Genomic DNA, 15,808 nt, shown 5'->3' on the forward strand with positions numbered 1-15,808 from the left:
TGGGGGTGGTTTTTTTTTAACCTCACCCTCCCCTGGGCCGCTCCACCCGGCCCCCGGGTCCAACCGGGGGGGGGCCCCCCCGGGGGGGGGCCCCCCCCTCTTTTCGTTCCTTCCCGTCCCTTGCCCCGTCCTTTGTCCCCGTCCCTTGTCAGTCCGCTCTGGGCCGTACCAGGCCCGACTCGTACGCGATCACCACGAGCTGCGCCCGGTCCCGCGCCCCCAGTTTGGCCATGGCCCGGTTGACATGGGTCTTCACCGTCAGCGGGCTCACCTCCAGACGCTCGGCGATCTCGTCGTTGGATTGACCGCCCGCGACCTGGACGAGCACCTCGCGCTCCCGGCCCGTGAGCGCCTCCAGCCGGCCGGAGAGGGCGGGATCGCCGTCGTCCGACGCGCCGCCCTGGGCGAGGAAACGGGCGATCAGGCCCTTGGTGGCCGTCGGGGAGAGCAGGGCCTCGCCGCCCGCCGCGACCCGGATGGCGTTGAGGAGCTCCTCGGGCTCGGAACCCTTGCCGAGGAAGCCCGAGGCGCCGGCACGCAGCGCCTGCACCACGTAGTCGTCGACCTCGAAGGTCGTCAGGATCACCACACGGACGTCGGCGAGAGCGGGGTCCGCGCTGATCAGGCGAGTGGCCGCGAGCCCGTCGGTGCCCGGCATCCGGATGTCCATGAGGACGACGTCGGGCTGCCGCTCCCCGGTCAGCCGCACCGCCTGCGCCCCGTCGGACGCCTCGCCCACGACCTCCATGTCGGGCTCGGAGTCCACGAGCACCCGGAAGGCGCTGCGGAGCAGTGCCTGGTCGTCGGCGAGCAGAACACGGATGGTCATGCGGGCTCTCCCGTGGCGGCGGCGCGGGTCTTGAGCGGCAGGATGACATGAACACGGAAGCCGCCGCCGTAGCGGGGGCCGGTGGTGAGGGTGCCGCGCAGGGCGGTCACGCGCTCACGCATGCCGAGCAGGCCGTGGCCGCCGCCGATCTCGGTGGTGGCGTCGTCGCCCGCACCGTCGTCGAGGACGGTGACCTCGATGTGCGGTCCCACGCGCACGACGCTGACCTCTGCCCTGGCGTCGGGGCCCGCGTGCTTCTGCACGTTGGTCAGGGCCTCCTGGATGATCCGGTAGGCGGCGAGGTCGACGGCGGAGGGGAGTGTGGTGCCCTGGTCGGCGCGGGCGACCTCGACCTGGAGGCCGGCGCTGCGGAAGGTGCCGGCGAGCTCGTCGAGGCGGCTCAGGCCGGGGGCCGGCTCGGTGGGAGCCTCCGGGTCGCCGGACTGGCGCAGCAGGCCGACGGTGGCACGGAGCTCGTTGAGCGCCGAGCGGCTGGCCTCGCGGACGTGCGCGAGGGCCTCCTTGGCCTGGTCGGGCCGTTTGTCCATGACATGGGCGGCCACCCCGGCCTGGACGTTGACCAGGGCGATGTGGTGGGCGACGACGTCGTGCAGGTCGCGGGCGATGCGCAGCCGTTCCTCGGCGACGCGCCGCCGGGCCTCCTCCTCCCGGGTGCGCTCCGCTCGCTCGGCGCGTTCCCTGATGGCGTCGACGACGGCCCGGCGGCTGCGGACGGCGTCTCCGGCGGTGGCGCCGATACCGGTCCAGGCGAAGATGGCGAGGTTCTCCTGGGCGTACCACGGCAGGGGTCCGGCGAGCATGGCGGCCCCGGTCAGCACGGTCATGGTGAGCAGGCCGGCCCGCCAGGTGGTGGCGCGGTCGGTGGTGGAGGCGACGGTGAAGAGGGCGACCACGGCGGCCATCGCGACGGGCGCGCGCGGGTCGCCGGTGACGCACTCGACGAGGGCGACGGTGCCGGTGACGGCGAGCACCGTCCTGGGGGCGCCGCGGCGCAGGACGAGCGCGGCGGCGGCGACGGTGATGAGGACCAGGCTCAGGGTGTCCGGGCTGCGGACGCCCCAGGTGACGCCGTCCTCCCCCTGGGGGTCCACGAAGGACCCGACGACCATGCACACCAGCACGCCGGCCGCGACGCCCGCGTCGAGCGCGAGGGGGTACGCCTTCAGCCGGCAGCGGACGCGTTCCAGGGTGCTCACGGAGGGAACAGTACGTCGCCGGGGGCCGGCGCCCCCAGCCCCGTCACCCCGGAATCAGACCGTCGTCGCGCAGCAGCTCCCTGACCTCCTCCAGGGTCGCGTCGGGCGACGGAAGGATGAGGTCGGAGGGGTCCAGGGAGTCGTCCGGCAGGGGTTCGCCCAGGTCGCGGACCTTGGTCAGGAGGGACTGGAGGGTACGGCGGAAGCCGGGGCCGTCGCCCTTCTCCATCTCCGCCAGGAGCTCGTCGTCCAGCTTGTTCAGTTCGGTGAGGTGGCTGTCGGCCAGCCTCACCTGACCCTCCCCCATGATCCGTACGATCATGTCCGCCATCTCGCCCTCCAGGCCGTCGGCTACTGCTTGTCGAAGCGCGGGGTGTCCTGCGGCTGCTGCTGGGTCTGCGACTGGCCGGTGCCGCCCTCGATGGCCTGCTGGGGCGAGCCCCCGGCCAGCTCCGCCTTCATGCGCTGCAGTTCCAGCTCTACATCCGTACCACCGGAGAGCCGGTCCAGCTCGGCCTGGATTTCGTCCTTGGCCATGCCGGAGGGGTCGTCCAGGGCGCCGGAGGCGAGGAGTTCGTCGATGGCGCCGGCCCGGGCCTGGAGCTGGGCCGTCTTGTCCTCGGCGCGCTGGATGGCCAGGCCGACGTCGCCCATCTCCTCGGAGATGCCGGAGAACGCCTCGCCGATGCGGGTCTGGGCCTGGGCCGCGGTGTACGTGGCCTTGATCGTCTCCTTCTTGGTGCGGAAGGCGTCGACCTTGGCCTGGAGGCGCTGGGCCGCGAGGGTGAGCTTCTCCTCCTCGCCCTGGAGCGTGGCGTGCTGTGTCTCGAGGTCCGTGACCTGCTGCTGCAGGGCGGCACGGCGGGACAGGGCCTCGCGGGCCAGGTCCTCACGGCCCAGCGCGAGCGCCTTGCGGCCCTGGTCCTCCAGCTTGGAGGACTGCTGCTGGAGCTGGTTGAGCTGGAGTTCCAGCCGCTTGCGCGAGGTGGCCACGTCGGCGACGCCGCGGCGGACCTTCTGGAGCAGCTCCAGCTGCTTCTGGTACGAGTAATCGAGGGTCTCGCGCGGGTCCTCGGCCCGGTCAAGGGCCTTGTTCGCCTTCGCGCGGAAGATCATCCCCATACGCTTCATGACACCGCTCATGGGCTTCGCGCGCCCCCTTCTGACGGACTCCAGCTCACAGATCCTGCGACAGAACCCACAGTACGGGCCCTGCCACCATTACCGCACTGTTCGGGGACGGATGCGCTCATCCCCAAGGACGACTACGGACGGTCCCGCTCCGGCGTAAGGAGTAGGTGGCCCCCGGGTGAACCGTCTGCAACGCCCCCTCTGTCCCCCTACAGACGCCCGGTGTTGCCGGATCGTTCCCCGCCGGGCTGGGGTCCATGCCCCGCCACCCCGTACCCTTGGGTTTTGTGTTCCGTAGCCGTGCCAAGGAAGAGAAGGCCCCCGCCGACAAGGCGGCGGTGACCGACTCCAAGCAGCCCCGTGACCCGCAGGCCCCCAAGGGCAGGCCCACGCCCAAGCGCAGTGAGGCCCAGTCCCAGCGCCGCAGCGTCGCCAACACGCCGATGACGCGCAAGGACGCCGCCAAGCGCCAGCGCGACGATCGCCGCGCCCAGATGGAGCGGCAGCGCCAGGCGCTGGCGGGCGGCGACGAGCGGTACCTGCCCGCGCGCGACAAGGGCCCGGTCCGCAAGTTCGCCCGTGACTGGGTCGACTCCCGCTTCAACGTCGCGGAGTTCTTCCTGCCGCTGGCCGTGGTCATCCTGGTCATGAGCGTGATCAACAACGCCGCGATCAAGAACATCGCGCTGCTGCTCTGGCTCGTCGTGATCGTCCTGATCGTGCTGGACTCGATCGTCTCCGGTCTCCGTCTGAAGAAGCGGCTCGGCGAGCGCTTCCCCGACCAGAACCGGCGGGGCGCGGTCGCCTACGGCCTGATGCGCTCCCTCCAGGTGCGCCGGCTCCGGCTGCCGAAGCCGCAGGTCAAGCGCGGAGAGCGGCCCTGAGCACAGAGGCTTTCACCGGGGGTGCGGCCGACGCATGGCTCAGCAGGCTGGGCGGCCTGCGTGACGTCGTACGACAGGAGCTGGTGGCCCGGCAGCTCGACGAGCAGATAGCCGGGCGGTTCCCGGTGGGGCAGCGGCTGCGGGTGCTCGACGTGGGAATGGGCCAGGGCACACAGGCGCTGCGGCTGGCCCGGGCGGGGCACCAGGTGACCGGCGTCGAGCAGGACGCCACGATGATCGCGGCAGCGCGGGAGGCCCTGGCCGGGCAGCCGGAGGGCATCCGCGAGCGGATGCGGATCGTCCAGGGCGACGGACACGACACGGGCGTGCACTTCCTGCCGGGCAGCTTCGACGTGGTGCTCTGCCACGGCGTGCTCATGTACGTCGAGGAGCCGGACGCGCTGCTGGCGGGGCTGGCCCGGATGCTCGCCCCGGGCGGACTGCTGTCGCTGCTGGTGCGCAACGGGGACGCGCTGGCCATGCGGCCGGGGCTGTCCGGCGACTGGGACGGGGCGCTGGGCGCCTTCGACACCACCGCCTACCGGAACCGGCTGGGGCTCGACGTACGGGCCGACCGGCTGGAGACGCTGACGGCCACGCTGGCCGGGATCGGGGCCCCGCTGCACGCCTGGTACGGGGTGCGGGTCTTCACCGACACGGCCGCGGACGGCGCGGAGCTCCCGGCGGACCTGGACACGCTGCTGACCGTCGAGGAACGGGCCGGGCGCACGGAGCCCTACCGCAGGGTCGCAGCGCTGCTGCACCTGTGCGGCGTGCGGGGCTGACCCGGGGCGGCCGTCGGCACGGCCGCCCCGCCGAAATCCCGTTCTGCTGCTTCTCCTACGACTCCTCGGCGTGCAGGCTCATCGGCCCGTAGATCTCCGCGGTGTCCTCGAAGAGCCGCACCTGGTCCGCGCCGCCCTCCGCGAGCGCCTTCCAGTACTCACCGATCCAGGACTCGGCATCCCCCTGCGTGGTGAACTCCTCGGGCTGCACCGTGGGCTGGACCTCCGTCCCGTCGGCCTTCTCGAACCGCCACGTCCATGCCGCCATGTACGCCTCCCTGATGTGAGCACACTGCACAGCGGAAGCCGGATCTTGATCCGGCTCCCGGTCGCAGCCTATGCGCTCCGCCGGGTCGGCCGTGAGAGGGCGCGGTCCGTGGATCGGTCGCCGGCGGACGGCACCCGCCGCGCCCCGCGGCGGAGCCGCCGATGGTGCGGCCCCGCTCCGCCACTGGTGCCCCTTCGGGGCCACCGGTGCGCGAGACCTGTGGTGACGGGTGAAAATCGGGTCCGTGGAAGTGACTCTGCTCGGTACCGGTGCCCCCGCGGGACTGCCCCGCCCCGACTGTCCCTGTGCGGTCTGCGCGACCGCGTCGGGGCCGGACTCCCGGGCGGCGACCGCCGTGCTGGTGGACGGGGCGCTGCTGCTCGACCTGACGCCCGGGGCGGCGTTCGCGGCCGCGCGGGCCGGGCGCTCGCTGGGCGGAGTGCGGCAGGCGCTCCTCTCACATCCGCACGACGGGCCCGCGGTGGAGGTGCCGGCCGGGCTGCCGCAGCCGGTGCGCGTTCCGGACGGGCGGGAGTTGGTGCTGCTGACGGGGCATCGGGTGCGGGCGCTGGCGATGGACGCGGGCGGCACCGGGTACGCGGTGACCGGGCCCGGAGGACAGCGGCTGCTGTATCTGCCGCCGGGGTCCGCGCCGGCCGGGCTGGAGGAGGGGCCGGCCGCCGGCGAGGCGTACGACCTGGTCCTCTCGGACGTCATGGGGCGGCCGGACGCGCTGGCCAGGCTGCGGGCGGTGGGTGCGGTCGGGCCGACGACGGACGTGGTCGCCGTACATCTGGACCACGACGTGCCGCAGGGCACGGAGTTGCGGCGGCGCCTGGCCGCCGCGGGGGCGCGGGCGGTGCCGGACGGCACGACGCTGGTGGTCGGGGCGTACGAGGAGGTGCCCGACGTGCCACGGCGGACGCTGGTCCTCGGCGGCGCGCGCTCGGGCAAGTCGGTGGAGGCCGAGCGGCGGCTGGAGACCTTTCCCGACGTGCTGTACGTGGCGACGGGCGGTGCACGCAACGGGGACACGGAGTGGGCCTCGCGGGTGGCCGCTCACCGGGAGCGCCGGCCGGGCTCCTGGCGTACGACGGAGACCTGCGACCTGGTGCCGCTGCTGGCGGAGGGCGGGCCGCCCCTGCTGATCGACTGTCTGTCGCTGTGGCTGACCGATGCGATGGACTCCGTGGGGGCGTGGGACGACGCGGAGTGGGCGGCCGGTGGTGAGAAGGCGTTGCGAGAGCGGGTGCGGGAGCTGACGTCGGCGGTGCGGGCCGCCCGGCGGACCGTCGTCGCGGTGTCGAACGAGGTGGGGTCGGGGATCGTGCCGGCCACGGCGTCCGGGCGGCGGTACAGGGACGAACTCGGGCGGCTGAACGCGGCGTTCGCGGCGGAGTGCGAGCAGGTTCTCCTGGTGGTGGCGGGGCAGGCCCTGGTGCTGCGGGGGTGAGGGCCGCGGCTACTGGGCGGGGTCCTTGCGGGCGATGATGCGGTAGGCGTTCGAGAAGCGGGTCCGGCGGAACAGGGGGGCCAGGGTGTGGTCCAGGGCGGTCGCCGCGGTCACCAGCGGGGTGGTCGCCCGCAGCCATGCCTTCGGCAGGACATGGGCCAGGGCCAGCGAGAGGGCCGCCGACAGGTCGTAGGGGATGTGGGGTGCCCGGCGGTCGGTCGTGACGACGGTGCAGCCCTGGGACTCCAGTTCCGCGCGCAGGTTGTCGAGGGGCATCAGATGGAGGTGGCCCGGCCGACCGTAGGGGAGCCACCACCTGCCGAGGAGCGTGGCGAACGCGCTGTGCGGGTCGGGCACTTCGACGAGAAGATGGCCGCCGGGGCGGAGCGCGTCGAGGGCGGCGCGGAGTTCGGCCCGCGGGTCGGACGTGTGTTCCAGGTGGTGGAACATGCTGACCACGTCGTAGCGCGAGCGCAGCCGGGCGAGCACGGTGGGGGTGGTGAGGTGGCCCTGGTGCGCCTCCTCGATGCGCCCGGCGTCCCGGGCCTGTTCGACGCGCGCGGTCGGGTCCAGGCCGTCGAAGGACGTGTACGCGAAGAGTTCCCGCGCGGTCTCCGGGAAGTGGGCGTGCCCCGTGCCGACGTCCAGCCAGCTCTCCGGTTCGGGCAGCGCCAGCATCGCGCGGGCCGCGGCCCGGTAACGCCGGCGTCCGGCACGGGTGGTGAGAATGCGTTCGGCGAAGTCCTCCAGGTGTCCCTCGTAGAAGTCGCGGTGGTGGAAGGCGAGTCCCTCCGAGGTGAACCGTGGGTTCTGGAAGGCGTGGGCGCAGTCGCGGCACTCGTCGACCACGAAGGTGCCCGGTCCGGGCCTGCGGCGGCCGGACGCGCGCAGCCGGGTGCGCAGGCTTCCCGAGCCGCACCAGGGGCAGTTCTGGCGGCGTGGCTCGTGGAGTCCGTCGGTGGACTGCGGTGTGGGGGGCGAGGGCGGCATGGGCGGCTCCCTGTGCGACAATCCGCTGCAAAACGGAACGTATGGGATCGCGATCTTGGGTGCCAAGACGCCGTACGGGTGTGGTGGCGATGTGGCGCGGAACCGTCCGTTCGGTGCCGGTACTGTTCGGCGAATGAGCTCGCTTAATGTCGACGACTTCACCGATCTGATCGAGCGCCCGGACGGCGGCGTGCGCCGCGACGCCGAGGCGCGCCGGGAACGTCTGGTCGTGCCGCCGGGGTCACTGGGGCGCCTCGACGACCTGGGTGAGTGGCTGGCCGCAGCGCAGGGCACCGTTCCGGTACGGCCGGTCGAACGGCCGCGGGTCGTACTCTTCGCCGGTGACCACGGGATCGCCGAACTGGGCGTCTCCGCGCGGCCCGCGGGCACCGCGGAGCGGCTGGTGCGGTCCGTGCTGGAGGGCGGCAGCCCGGTGTCGGTGCTCGCGCGACGGCTCGGCGTCCCGGTACGGGTCGTGGACATGGCCCTGGACTGCGAGCCGGACGCGCTGCCGGCGGAGGTCGTGCGCCACCGGGTGCGGCGCGGCAGCGGCCGTATCGACGTCGAGGACGCACTGACCCCGCAGGAGGCGGAGGCGGCCTTCCGGGCGGGTGTCGCGGTGGCCGACGAGGAGGCCGACTCCGGTACGGATCTCGTGGTGCTCGGCGATGTCAGCGTGGGCGGGACCACCGCGGCGGCCGTGCTCGTCGCGGCGCTGTGCGGAACCGACGCCTCCGTGGTCACCGGGCGGGGTGGAGTCGCCATCGACGACCTGGCGTGGATGCGCAAGTGCGCGGCCGTGCGTGACGCGCTGCGCCGGGCCCGGCCCGTGCTCGGGGACCAACTGGAACTGCTGGCCACCGTGGGCGGGGCCGATCTCGCCGCGATGACCGGGTTCCTGCTGCAGGCCGCCGTACGGAAGCTGCCGGTGATCCTGGACGGCGTCGTCGCGTCCGCGTGCGCGCTGGTCGGGCAGCGGATCGCCTTCCGGGCGCCGGACTGGTGGCTGGCCGGGCACAACAGCGGGGAACCGGGCCAGGCGAAGGCGCTGGACCGGATGGCACTGGAGCCGCTCCTCGACCAGGGGGTGACCCTCGGGGAGGGCACGGGGGCACTGCTCGCGCTGCCGCTGGTCCAGGCCGCGGCCGCGCTGGCGGCGGAACTCCCCGACAAGGAGACGGAGAAGGAGACCGGCGAGGAGTCCGGGGAGCCGGCCGAGGGGCTCGCCGAGGAGCGCGGGGCCGGGGAGGAAGGCCCGGCCTGACGGCCTGGATGCCATGGTTCGCCGCGTCCGCGCCCATATGATCCTCCCCCATGGGAGATGCCCGAATTGCCGCGGAACAGCAAGCCGGCCCGGAACGCCCGGGCGACAGTGAGCGGCGGTCCACCGGGGCCTCCCGGCGGGCCGCCGCCTTCGCCGTCTGGTACCTGCGGGCAGTCGCCTTCGTCAACTTCCTCAGCGCGGTCTGGGTCTCCCTCGGGCAGGACGTGCGGCGGCACAACCAGGAGAACTTCTTCACCCCCTACCTGCTGACGGCCGGTTTCGCCTCGGGCGTGTTCACCGCCTTCCTGGCGATCACCATGCGGCGGCGCAAGCGGGCGGCGTGGATTCTCAACCTGGTGCTGAGCGGGCTGTTCCTGGCCCTGTTCGCCCTCGCCATGGTGTTCCCGGAGATCCGGCAGTACGCGCAGAACTGGCTCTCCCTGGTCCTCACGGCCGCCTTCGTAGGGGCGCTGCTGGCCGGGCGGCGGGAGTTCTACGCCAAGGGCGACCGGTCCAATCCCAAGCTCGCCGCCACCGTCGCCGTCGGCGGCGGGCTGCTCGCCTCCCTGCTGGCCGCGCTCCTGGTGACGGTCACCAACCAGGCGCCGGACAGCGCGCGTTCGACGTTCCTGGAGCGCTGGCACTACGGCACGCTGCGGCTGATCTCGGTCGCGGCCGACGAGTCGCACTTCCCCGGGATCTCCACCCCCAACTGGGTCAACGTCGTCGTCAACGTGCTCAGCACGGTCCTCGTCCTCGCCGTCCTCTACGCCGCCTTCCGCTCCCGGCGCGCCGTCGACCCGCTCACCGAGGACGACGAGAAGCGGCTGCGGGCGCTGCTCGACCGGCACGGCGAGCGGGACTCCCTCGGGTACTTCGCGCTGCGCCGGGAGAAGAGTGTCGTGTGGTCGCCGACCGGAAAGGCCGCGGTGGCGTACCGGGTCGTGGGCGGGGTGTCACTGGCCTCCGGGGATCCGATCGGTGACCCGGAGGCCTGGCCCGGGGCGATCGCGCCGTGGCTGGCAAAGGCGCGGGAGCACGGGTGGATCCCGGCCGTGATGGGGGCGAGCGAGGAGGCGGGGACCGTGTACGCGCGGCACGGTCTCGACGCCCTGGAGCTCGGCGACGAGGCGATCGTGGAGGTGGCCGACTTCACGCTCGAGGGACGGGCGATGCGGACCGTCCGGCAGGCGTACAACCGGGTGAAGCGGGCCGGGTACGAGGTGCGCATCCGGCGGCACGAGGACATTCCCGGCGACGAGATGGCGTACCTGCTCAGACGGGCCGACGACTGGCGGGACGGGGCGACCGAGCGCGGGTTCAGCATGGCGCTCGGACGGCTCGGGGACCCGGGTGACGGGCAGTGCGTCATGCTGGAGTGCAGGGACGGCCCCTCCGGCGAGCTGAAGGCCCTGCTGTCCTTCGTGCCCTGGGGGCCGCACGGGCTGTCGCTCGACCTCATGCGGCGGGACCGGGACTCCGACAACGGTCTGATGGAGTTCATGGTCATCGAGCTGCTGCGCCGGGCCCGCGAGATCAAGATCACGCAAGTCTCGCTGAACTTCGCCATGTTCCGTTCGGTCTTCGAACGTGGCGCACGCCTCGGCGCCGGGCCGGTGCTGAGGCTGTGGCGGTCGCTGCTCAGCTTCTTCTCGCGCTGGTGGCAGATCGAGTCGCTGTACCGCGCCAACGCGAAGTACCGGCCCATCTGGGAGCCGCGGTTCCTGCTCTTCGAGAAGAGCGCGGATCTGCCGCGCATCGGCCTGGCGTCGGCGCGCGCGGAGGGGTTCCTGGGGGCGCCGGGACTGCCGAAGTGGCTGTACCGCAAGCACCTGGAGACGCACAGATGAAGACCATCGCCCGCTGGGCCCGCGCCGAATGGGGACTGCTCCATGTCACCGTGCGCGAGCCGCTCCTCAAGCGGCACCGGCGGGCGATCCCGATAACTGTCGCGGCGGTGTGTCTGACAGCCGTGCTGCAGTTCGTGCAGAACCAGTCCTGGGGTTACCGGTTCGTTCAGAACATCGGGGCCGTACGGGCTCAGGACCCACTGTGGCTGGCGCTCCTGCGTACTCCGCTGTCGCTGTTCGTCCCGGCGCTGGACCTGCCGGTGTGGGGCGCGCTCCTGCAGATCCTGTTCGTGTTCGGGATCGCGGAGCTCTGCCTCGGCTGGTGGCGGACCCTGGGCATCGCCTACGTCGCCACGCTCGCCGGGACCCTGTACGCGCGCGTGGGCATCGCGCTGGGTCCGCACGTCCCGACCGGGCTGCCCGGCTCGGACGCCCACGTCGTGGACACCGGTCCGTCGGCGGCCGTGGTGGGGCTCGCGGTGTACGTGGGCTGGCGGTACGGCGCCCATGTCACGGCGGCCGGGGTGGTCACGGCCATGCTGGTCGAGGTGGCACTGAAGGAGAACCTCGCCGGCAAGGAGCACCTGGCGGCGATCGCGGGCGTGACGGCGCTGTGCGGGGTGACGGCGCTGCTGCGCAGGCGCGACCGCGCCCGGCTCCACGTCCGCACCGGCACCGGCACCGGCCTCCCACGGATCCGCCCCTGAGCCGGACGGCTCCCCGACGCCCCGGAACCCGCAGCGGGGTCCGCTTCCGACTCGCCACGATCCAGCCCTGCGGGCCGCCCGACGCAGGTCCCGGCGACAGCCGCACAGCCCGACCCGAAGCAGCCCCGCGGGCGGCCCGAGCCAGATGGGCACACCTCGCCCGGCCGGCCGGCGCCGCACGGCCGGCCGGGCCGGTACCGCAGGGCACGGCTGCGAGCCGGGGCGCCCACGGCAGTCGCGGCCGATCCGGACCGAGCGCGGCCGGTCCTCCCCGCGACACACGGCCGCCCCGGCCGGGCCCGCCGGCGCCGGACCGGACCGCGCCGTCACCGGCGGCCCGGAAGTTGTGGCGGGTTCGAGTCCGGCTTGCCGCCGATCCAGTCCTGCAAGGCGCGGCTGCGAGCGGCCCAGCGGCGGTCGTGGCGGTAGGCGCGCAGGGCCGATCTGGCGCGGGCGCGGGGCCGCTTGCGGTAGAAGCGGCGGGCCCAGGGGGATCCGGGGTGGGCCAGGCGGATCGCGCCGACGAGGGCGACCAGGGGGACGACCACGCCGAAGATCGCCGTGCGCGCCTTGCCCTTGGCGAGCGCGACGAGGGAGAAGGCGAAGTTGGTGGCGACGGTCGCGATGACCGTGCCGCGGTCCTCGAACTCCTCCTGGGAGAGGTCGTTGACGCCGAACGGGGCGAAGCCCGCGAGCAGGAGGCCCACGAGCGCGGCGGTGACGGCGACGACCTCGACGCTCTTGCGGCCCTCCTCGGTCCAGTAGACGTCGTCGAGGTGCAGGATCAGCGCGAACTCGTCCAGGACCAGACCCACGCCGACCCCGAAGAGCACGGCGGACAGGTCAGCGCCGAAGCCACGGCCGACGCTCGCGACGGCGCCGAACCCGCCGACGACGGCGAGGAGGACACCGGGGACGACGTGGTGGATGTGCAGACCGCCCGCCCTGACGTTGCCGAACGGGCCTCTGCCCGCCCGGATCAGCCGGGTGATGACCCGGGTGATCACGAAGGTCAGGACGAAGGCGGTCAGGGCGATGAGCAGGGGGAGTTTGCCGGGTTCGATGATGTTCCGATACAGCCAGTGCCCCATATGCGCACTTTATCTTCCGATCATGGATGCCGATCCCACATGCCGATCCCACCGACCGGCCGTCCGGCTCCGACCGGCCTGCGGGTAACCTGCGCCGGTGCTCAAGACCCCCTGGCCGGACGGCCTGCGCTTCGCCTTCGGCACCCTCACCGTGTTCCCGGTCAAGGTGACCCGCTGGGACCGCGAGGCGGCCCGCGCCGGCATGCTGTGCGCCCCGCTGGCCGGCCTGGCCGTCGGCGTCACGGCCGCCGCGGCCGGGCTCCTGCTGCTGGTCCTCGGCGCGGGCACCCCGCTCGCCGCCGTCGCCACCGCCGCCGTACCCGCCGTGCTCACCCGCGGCCTGCACCTGGACGGACTCGCCGACACCGCGGACGGACTGGGCAGCGGCAAGCCCGCCGAGGACGCACTGCGGATCATGAAGCAGTCGGACATCGGGCCGTTCGGCGTGCTCACCCTGGTCTTCGTGCTGCTCGCCCAGGTGGCCGCGCTGGCACAGGCGTACGGCGGCTCCTGGGCGCGGGGCGCGCTGGCCGCCGTGGTCTCCGCGACCGCCGCCCGGCTGGCGCTGACCCTGGCCGCCCGTGCCGGGGTACCGGCCGCACGGCCGGAGGGCCTGGGGGCGGCGGTGGCCGGGGTGGTACCGGCCGGCGGCGCGGTGGCCGTCGCCCTCGCCGTCGCCGCCGCGGCCGCGGGCGGCGGCGCCCTCTTCGGGGCGTACGACATCGCTCGTACCGCCCTCTCGGTCGTCGCCGCCGTCGTCGCGGCCGAGCTGCTGCTGCGCCACTGCACCCGCCGCTTCGGCGGGGTCACCGGCGACGTGTTCGGCGGACTCGCCGAGACCGCGGCGACGACGGCGCTCGTGGTTCTGTCACTGGGTCGCTAGGCTCGTCCGCCGACATGGGCATATGAGTGTGATCGGGGGACATCCATGCCGAAGCTGCGCCGTGCCGTGGCCTGGTTCATAGACTTCGGGCTGGTGCTGGCGGCGGCCTCGCTGCTGGCCGTGCTCACCTTCCACCGGATATCCGCGCTCGTCACCGACGTTCCGGAACTGGCGACGCGTGGCGGTTTCGACCTGCTGACCTCCCGCGGTGACGTCGTCGACGCCTCGACGCACCTCGGGCTGTCCCTGTGGAACAAGGCCGTACTGCAGGTGGAGGAGGCCTTCGCGGCACTCGTCGTGGTCACGTTCCTCTACCAGTGGGCGTGCCTCGCCCTCCTCGGCCGCACCCTGGGCAAGGGGATCGCCGGGCTGCGCGTCACCCCGCGGCTGTCGCGGTACGCCGCCCGGCGGGCCGCCGTCACCACCGCCGCCGACGTCGCCGTGTACGCGGTGGCCTGCGTCCTGCTGATCGAGGGTCACTTCTTGCTGTCGGTCCTGGTGTGGGCGCTGGCGGTCCTGCTGTTCCTGGTCAACGCCCTGCCGGTGCTCGCTCCCGGCCGCCGCTCCCTCGCCGACCGGCTGGCGGGCACCTCGGTCACCGGGTTCGGCCTGGGCGCGCCCGGTGCCGCCGTGGATCCGGTCACGGGAGAGCCCGCTCGATCCTGGTAGCCGCCGCTGGTCATACTGAGGTTCACGGCCGTGTACGCCACCCGCAACCTCAGGAGTGTGGCTCAGGTCACCCGAGGGGACCGGAAGGCGGTCACGGCACCACGTACGGATGAACGCATGCGGGAATGAGCGAGCCCGCACACGCGCGTAGGCTCGTCCCGGGTGTTCGCCGACAGGGTGAAGGCCCCGCTTGAGACGCACCCCGGCCCGGGGTCGGCTCCCGGGCCCGGTCGACCCACCCACTCGGCCACAGCAACTTCACATCGGAAGCGAGATTTCACCACAGTGACTGCTCTCACTCTCAGCACCGCCGCGGCGCCCGGCCTGCGGGCCGACGCGATCGTGATCGGTGTCGCCAAGGGCACCGCATCCAGGTCCGGGGACCTGGTCGTCGCGCCGGGCGCCGAGTCCGTGGACAAGGCGTACGACGGCCGGCTCGCCGACGTCCTGGAGACCCTCGGCGCCTCCGGTGCCGAGGGCGAGCTGACGAAGCTGCCCTCCCCGGCCGGCTTCAAGGCGCCGCTCGTGGTCGCGGTGGGCCTGGGCGCGGAGCCCGCGAAGGACGCGTCCTACGGCGCCGAGGCGCTGCGCCGGGCCGCCGGTGTCGCCGCCCGCGCGCTGGCCGGGACCAAGAAGGCGGCCTTCGCCCTCCCCGTCGCCGACGCCGACGCCGTCGGCGTGATCGCCGAGGGCGTGCTGCTCGGCGCCTACTCCTTCGACGCGTACAAGGAGAACGGGAAGGACCCCAAGGCGCGCAACGGCAGGGCGCCGCTCGCCGAGGCCTCCCTGCTCGGCGGCAAGCCCCGCGACGCCGTGCACAAGGCGGCCCTGGCCCGCGCCACCGCCGTCTCCGAGGAGCTCAACCGCGCCCGCGACCTGGTCAACACCCCGCCCAACGACCTCACCCCGGCCGCGTTCGCCGCCATCGCGCAGGCGGCCGGCAAGGAGCACGGCATCAAGGTGCAGGTGCTCGACGAGAAGGCCCTGACCAAGGGCGGCTACGGCGGCATCCTGGGCGTCGGCGGCGGCTCGGCGGCCGCCCCGCGCCTGGTGAAGCTGTCGTACACGAGCTCGAAGGCGAAGAAGCACCTGGCCTTCGTCGGCAAGGGCATCACCTACGACTCGGGCGGCATCTCCCTCAAGCCGGCCGGTCACAACGAGACGATGAAGTGCGACATGAGCGGCGCGGCCGCCGTGTTCGCCGCCGTCGTCGCGGCCGCGCGCCTGGGCCTGGAGGTCAACGTCACCGGCTGGCTGGCGCTGGCCGAGAACATGCCCTCGGGCAGTGCCGTGCGCCCCGGTGACGTGCTGCGCATGTACAGCGGCAAGACCGTCGAGGTGCTCAACACGGACGCCGAGGGCCGGCTGGTCCTGGCCGACGCGCTGTGGGCCGCCTCCGCCGAGAAGCCGGACGCGATCGTGGACGTGGCGACGCTGACCGGCGCCATGGTGCTGGCGCTCGGCAACCGGACCATGGGCGTCATGGCCAACGACGACGCGTTCCGCACGACGGTGCACGAGACCGCCGAGGAGGTCGGCGAGCCCTCGTGGCCGATGCCGCTGCCCGAGCACCTGCGCAAGGGCATGGACTCCCCCACCGCCGACATCGCCAACATGGGTGAGCGCGCGGGCGGCGGCCTGGTCGCCGGCCTCTTCCTGCGCGAGTTCGTCGGGGAGGGCATCACCTGGGCCCACCTGGACATCGCCGGCCCCGCCTTCAACGAGCAGGGCGCCGTGGGGGACACGCCGCAGGGGGGGGCGGGGGCCGCGGGGGGCGCCGCGGGGGC

Annotated in this window: 16 protein-coding genes; 9 read left to right on the forward strand and 7 right to left on the reverse strand. The window is 73.3% G+C overall.

Going from position 1 to position 15,808, the window contains the following annotated elements; all coding sequences use genetic code 11:
• Positions 1–148: 148 nt before the first annotated feature.
• From ACFW2E_RS22720 to ACFW2E_RS22735, 4 genes are read right to left on the reverse strand one after another with little or no spacing between them, the layout of a single operon-like run.
• Positions 149–829 carry a response regulator gene (locus ACFW2E_RS22720; protein ID WP_384468897.1) on the reverse strand — a complete coding sequence of 227 codons (681 nt, stop codon included), beginning with the start codon at positions 827–829 and terminating at the stop codon, positions 149–151.
• The gene (locus tag ACFW2E_RS22725) at positions 826–2,046 is read right to left on the reverse strand and encodes a sensor histidine kinase (protein WP_384468898.1); all 1,221 of its coding nucleotides are present in this window, start codon (positions 2,044–2,046) and stop codon (positions 826–828) included. The genes ACFW2E_RS22720 and ACFW2E_RS22725 overlap by 4 nt, the downstream gene beginning before the upstream one ends.
• Positions 2,047–2,089: 43 nt before the next feature.
• Complete coding sequence (locus ACFW2E_RS22730) at positions 2,090–2,368, reverse strand: hypothetical protein (protein WP_384468912.1); 279 nt, start codon at positions 2,366–2,368, stop codon at positions 2,090–2,092.
• A 29-nt stretch (positions 2,369–2,397) separates the two neighbouring features.
• Positions 2,398–3,189: a PspA/IM30 family protein gene (locus tag ACFW2E_RS22735; RefSeq protein ID WP_384468899.1), complete on the reverse strand. Its 792-nt coding sequence runs from the start codon at positions 3,187–3,189 to the stop codon at positions 2,398–2,400.
• A 245-nt stretch (positions 3,190–3,434) separates the two neighbouring features.
• On the opposite strand from ACFW2E_RS22735, the gene ACFW2E_RS22740 reads away from it, so the two are divergent.
• Together ACFW2E_RS22740 and ACFW2E_RS22745 are read left to right on the forward strand one after the other, a co-directional pair.
• On the forward strand, positions 3,435–4,061 hold the full coding sequence (locus ACFW2E_RS22740) for a DUF3043 domain-containing protein (protein ID WP_384468900.1): 627 nt from the start codon (positions 3,435–3,437) through the stop codon (positions 4,059–4,061).
• 83 nt (positions 4,062–4,144) lie between these two features.
• A complete protein-coding gene (locus ACFW2E_RS22745) occupies positions 4,145–4,846 on the forward strand; it encodes a class I SAM-dependent methyltransferase (RefSeq protein WP_384468901.1) in 702 nt (233 codons plus the stop codon).
• Positions 4,847–4,901: 55 nt separating this feature from the next.
• On the opposite strand, the gene ACFW2E_RS22750 is transcribed toward ACFW2E_RS22745, so the two are convergent.
• Positions 4,902–5,114: a hypothetical protein gene (locus ACFW2E_RS22750; protein WP_384468902.1), complete on the reverse strand. Its 213-nt coding sequence runs from the start codon at positions 5,112–5,114 to the stop codon at positions 4,902–4,904.
• Between the two features lie 244 nt (positions 5,115–5,358).
• On the opposite strand from ACFW2E_RS22750, the gene ACFW2E_RS22755 reads away from it, so the two are divergent.
• Entirely contained in the window at positions 5,359–6,567 is a 1,209-nt protein-coding gene (locus tag ACFW2E_RS22755; protein WP_384468903.1) for a bifunctional adenosylcobinamide kinase/adenosylcobinamide-phosphate guanylyltransferase, read from the forward strand.
• 9 nt (positions 6,568–6,576) lie between these two features.
• Here the strand turns inward: ACFW2E_RS22755 and ACFW2E_RS22760 are convergent, their stop codons facing one another.
• Positions 6,577–7,557 carry a class I SAM-dependent methyltransferase gene (locus ACFW2E_RS22760; RefSeq protein WP_384468904.1) on the reverse strand — a complete coding sequence of 327 codons (981 nt, stop codon included), beginning with the start codon at positions 7,555–7,557 and terminating at the stop codon, positions 6,577–6,579.
• Positions 7,558–7,690: 133 nt separating this feature from the next.
• Here ACFW2E_RS22760 and cobT point away from each other — a divergent pair, with 133 nt between their 5' ends.
• From cobT to ACFW2E_RS22775, 3 genes are read left to right on the forward strand one after another with little or no spacing between them, the layout of a single operon-like run.
• Positions 7,691–8,821: a nicotinate-nucleotide--dimethylbenzimidazole phosphoribosyltransferase gene (gene cobT, locus ACFW2E_RS22765; protein ID WP_384468905.1), complete on the forward strand. Its 1,131-nt coding sequence runs from the start codon at positions 7,691–7,693 to the stop codon at positions 8,819–8,821.
• Between the two features lie 50 nt (positions 8,822–8,871).
• Entirely contained in the window at positions 8,872–10,671 is a 1,800-nt protein-coding gene (locus tag ACFW2E_RS22770; protein WP_384468906.1) for a phosphatidylglycerol lysyltransferase domain-containing protein, read from the forward strand.
• Positions 10,668–11,378 (forward strand): hypothetical protein, encoded by a 711-nt coding sequence (locus ACFW2E_RS22775; RefSeq protein WP_384468907.1) that lies wholly within the window; start codon positions 10,668–10,670, stop codon positions 11,376–11,378. Before ACFW2E_RS22770 ends, ACFW2E_RS22775 begins: the two co-directional genes overlap by 4 nt.
• Before the next feature lie 326 nt (positions 11,379–11,704).
• Here ACFW2E_RS22775 and ACFW2E_RS22780 read toward each other — a convergent pair whose 3' ends face one another.
• Entirely contained in the window at positions 11,705–12,469 is a 765-nt protein-coding gene (locus tag ACFW2E_RS22780; RefSeq protein WP_384468908.1) for a hypothetical protein, read from the reverse strand.
• Positions 12,470–12,566: 97 nt separating this feature from the next.
• Here ACFW2E_RS22780 and ACFW2E_RS22785 point away from each other — a divergent pair, with 97 nt between their 5' ends.
• The 3 genes from ACFW2E_RS22785 to ACFW2E_RS22795 all read left to right on the forward strand — a co-directional run.
• The gene (locus ACFW2E_RS22785) at positions 12,567–13,352 is read left to right on the forward strand and encodes an adenosylcobinamide-GDP ribazoletransferase (protein WP_384468909.1); all 786 of its coding nucleotides are present in this window, start codon (positions 12,567–12,569) and stop codon (positions 13,350–13,352) included.
• Positions 13,353–13,397: 45 nt separating this feature from the next.
• A complete protein-coding gene (locus ACFW2E_RS22790) occupies positions 13,398–14,021 on the forward strand; it encodes an RDD family protein (protein WP_384468910.1) in 624 nt (207 codons plus the stop codon).
• A gap of 285 nt (positions 14,022–14,306) precedes the next feature.
• The coding region (locus ACFW2E_RS22795; protein WP_384468911.1) for a leucyl aminopeptidase at positions 14,307–15,808 on the forward strand (1,502 nt) is incomplete at its 3' end.

The sequence above is a fragment of the Streptomyces sp. NPDC058964 genome (genome assembly GCF_042741275.1).
GTDB lineage: Bacteria > Actinomycetota > Actinomycetes > Streptomycetales > Streptomycetaceae > Streptomyces.

Bases quoted from the DNA above. Each gene is read 5' to 3' on its own strand.
- ACFW2E_RS22750 (WP_384468902.1), bottom strand. From the start codon at position 5,114: ATGGCGGCATGGACGTGGCGGTTCGAGAAGGCCGACGGGACGGAGGTC.
- ACFW2E_RS22770 (WP_384468906.1), top strand. From the start codon at position 8,872: ATGGGAGATGCCCGAATTGCCGCGGAACAGCAAGCCGGCCCGGAACGC.
- ACFW2E_RS22775 (WP_384468907.1), top strand. From the start codon at position 10,668: ATGAAGACCATCGCCCGCTGGGCCCGCGCCGAATGGGGACTGCTCCAT.
- ACFW2E_RS22740 (WP_384468900.1), top strand. From the start codon at position 3,435: ATGCCCCGCCACCCCGTACCCTTGGGTTTTGTGTTCCGTAGCCGTGCC.
- ACFW2E_RS22780 (WP_384468908.1), bottom strand. From the start codon at position 12,469: ATGGGGCACTGGCTGTATCGGAACATCATCGAACCCGGCAAACTCCCC.
- ACFW2E_RS22730 (WP_384468912.1), bottom strand. From the start codon at position 2,368: ATGATCGTACGGATCATGGGGGAGGGTCAGGTGAGGCTGGCCGACAGC.
- ACFW2E_RS22790 (WP_384468910.1), top strand. From the start codon at position 13,398: ATGCCGAAGCTGCGCCGTGCCGTGGCCTGGTTCATAGACTTCGGGCTG.
- ACFW2E_RS22720 (WP_384468897.1), bottom strand. From the start codon at position 829: ATGACCATCCGTGTTCTGCTCGCCGACGACCAGGCACTGCTCCGCAGC.
- ACFW2E_RS22735 (WP_384468899.1), bottom strand. From the start codon at position 3,189: ATGAGCGGTGTCATGAAGCGTATGGGGATGATCTTCCGCGCGAAGGCG.
- cobT (WP_384468905.1), top strand. From the start codon at position 7,691: ATGAGCTCGCTTAATGTCGACGACTTCACCGATCTGATCGAGCGCCCG.
- ACFW2E_RS22760 (WP_384468904.1), bottom strand. From the start codon at position 7,557: ATGCCGCCCTCGCCCCCCACACCGCAGTCCACCGACGGACTCCACGAG.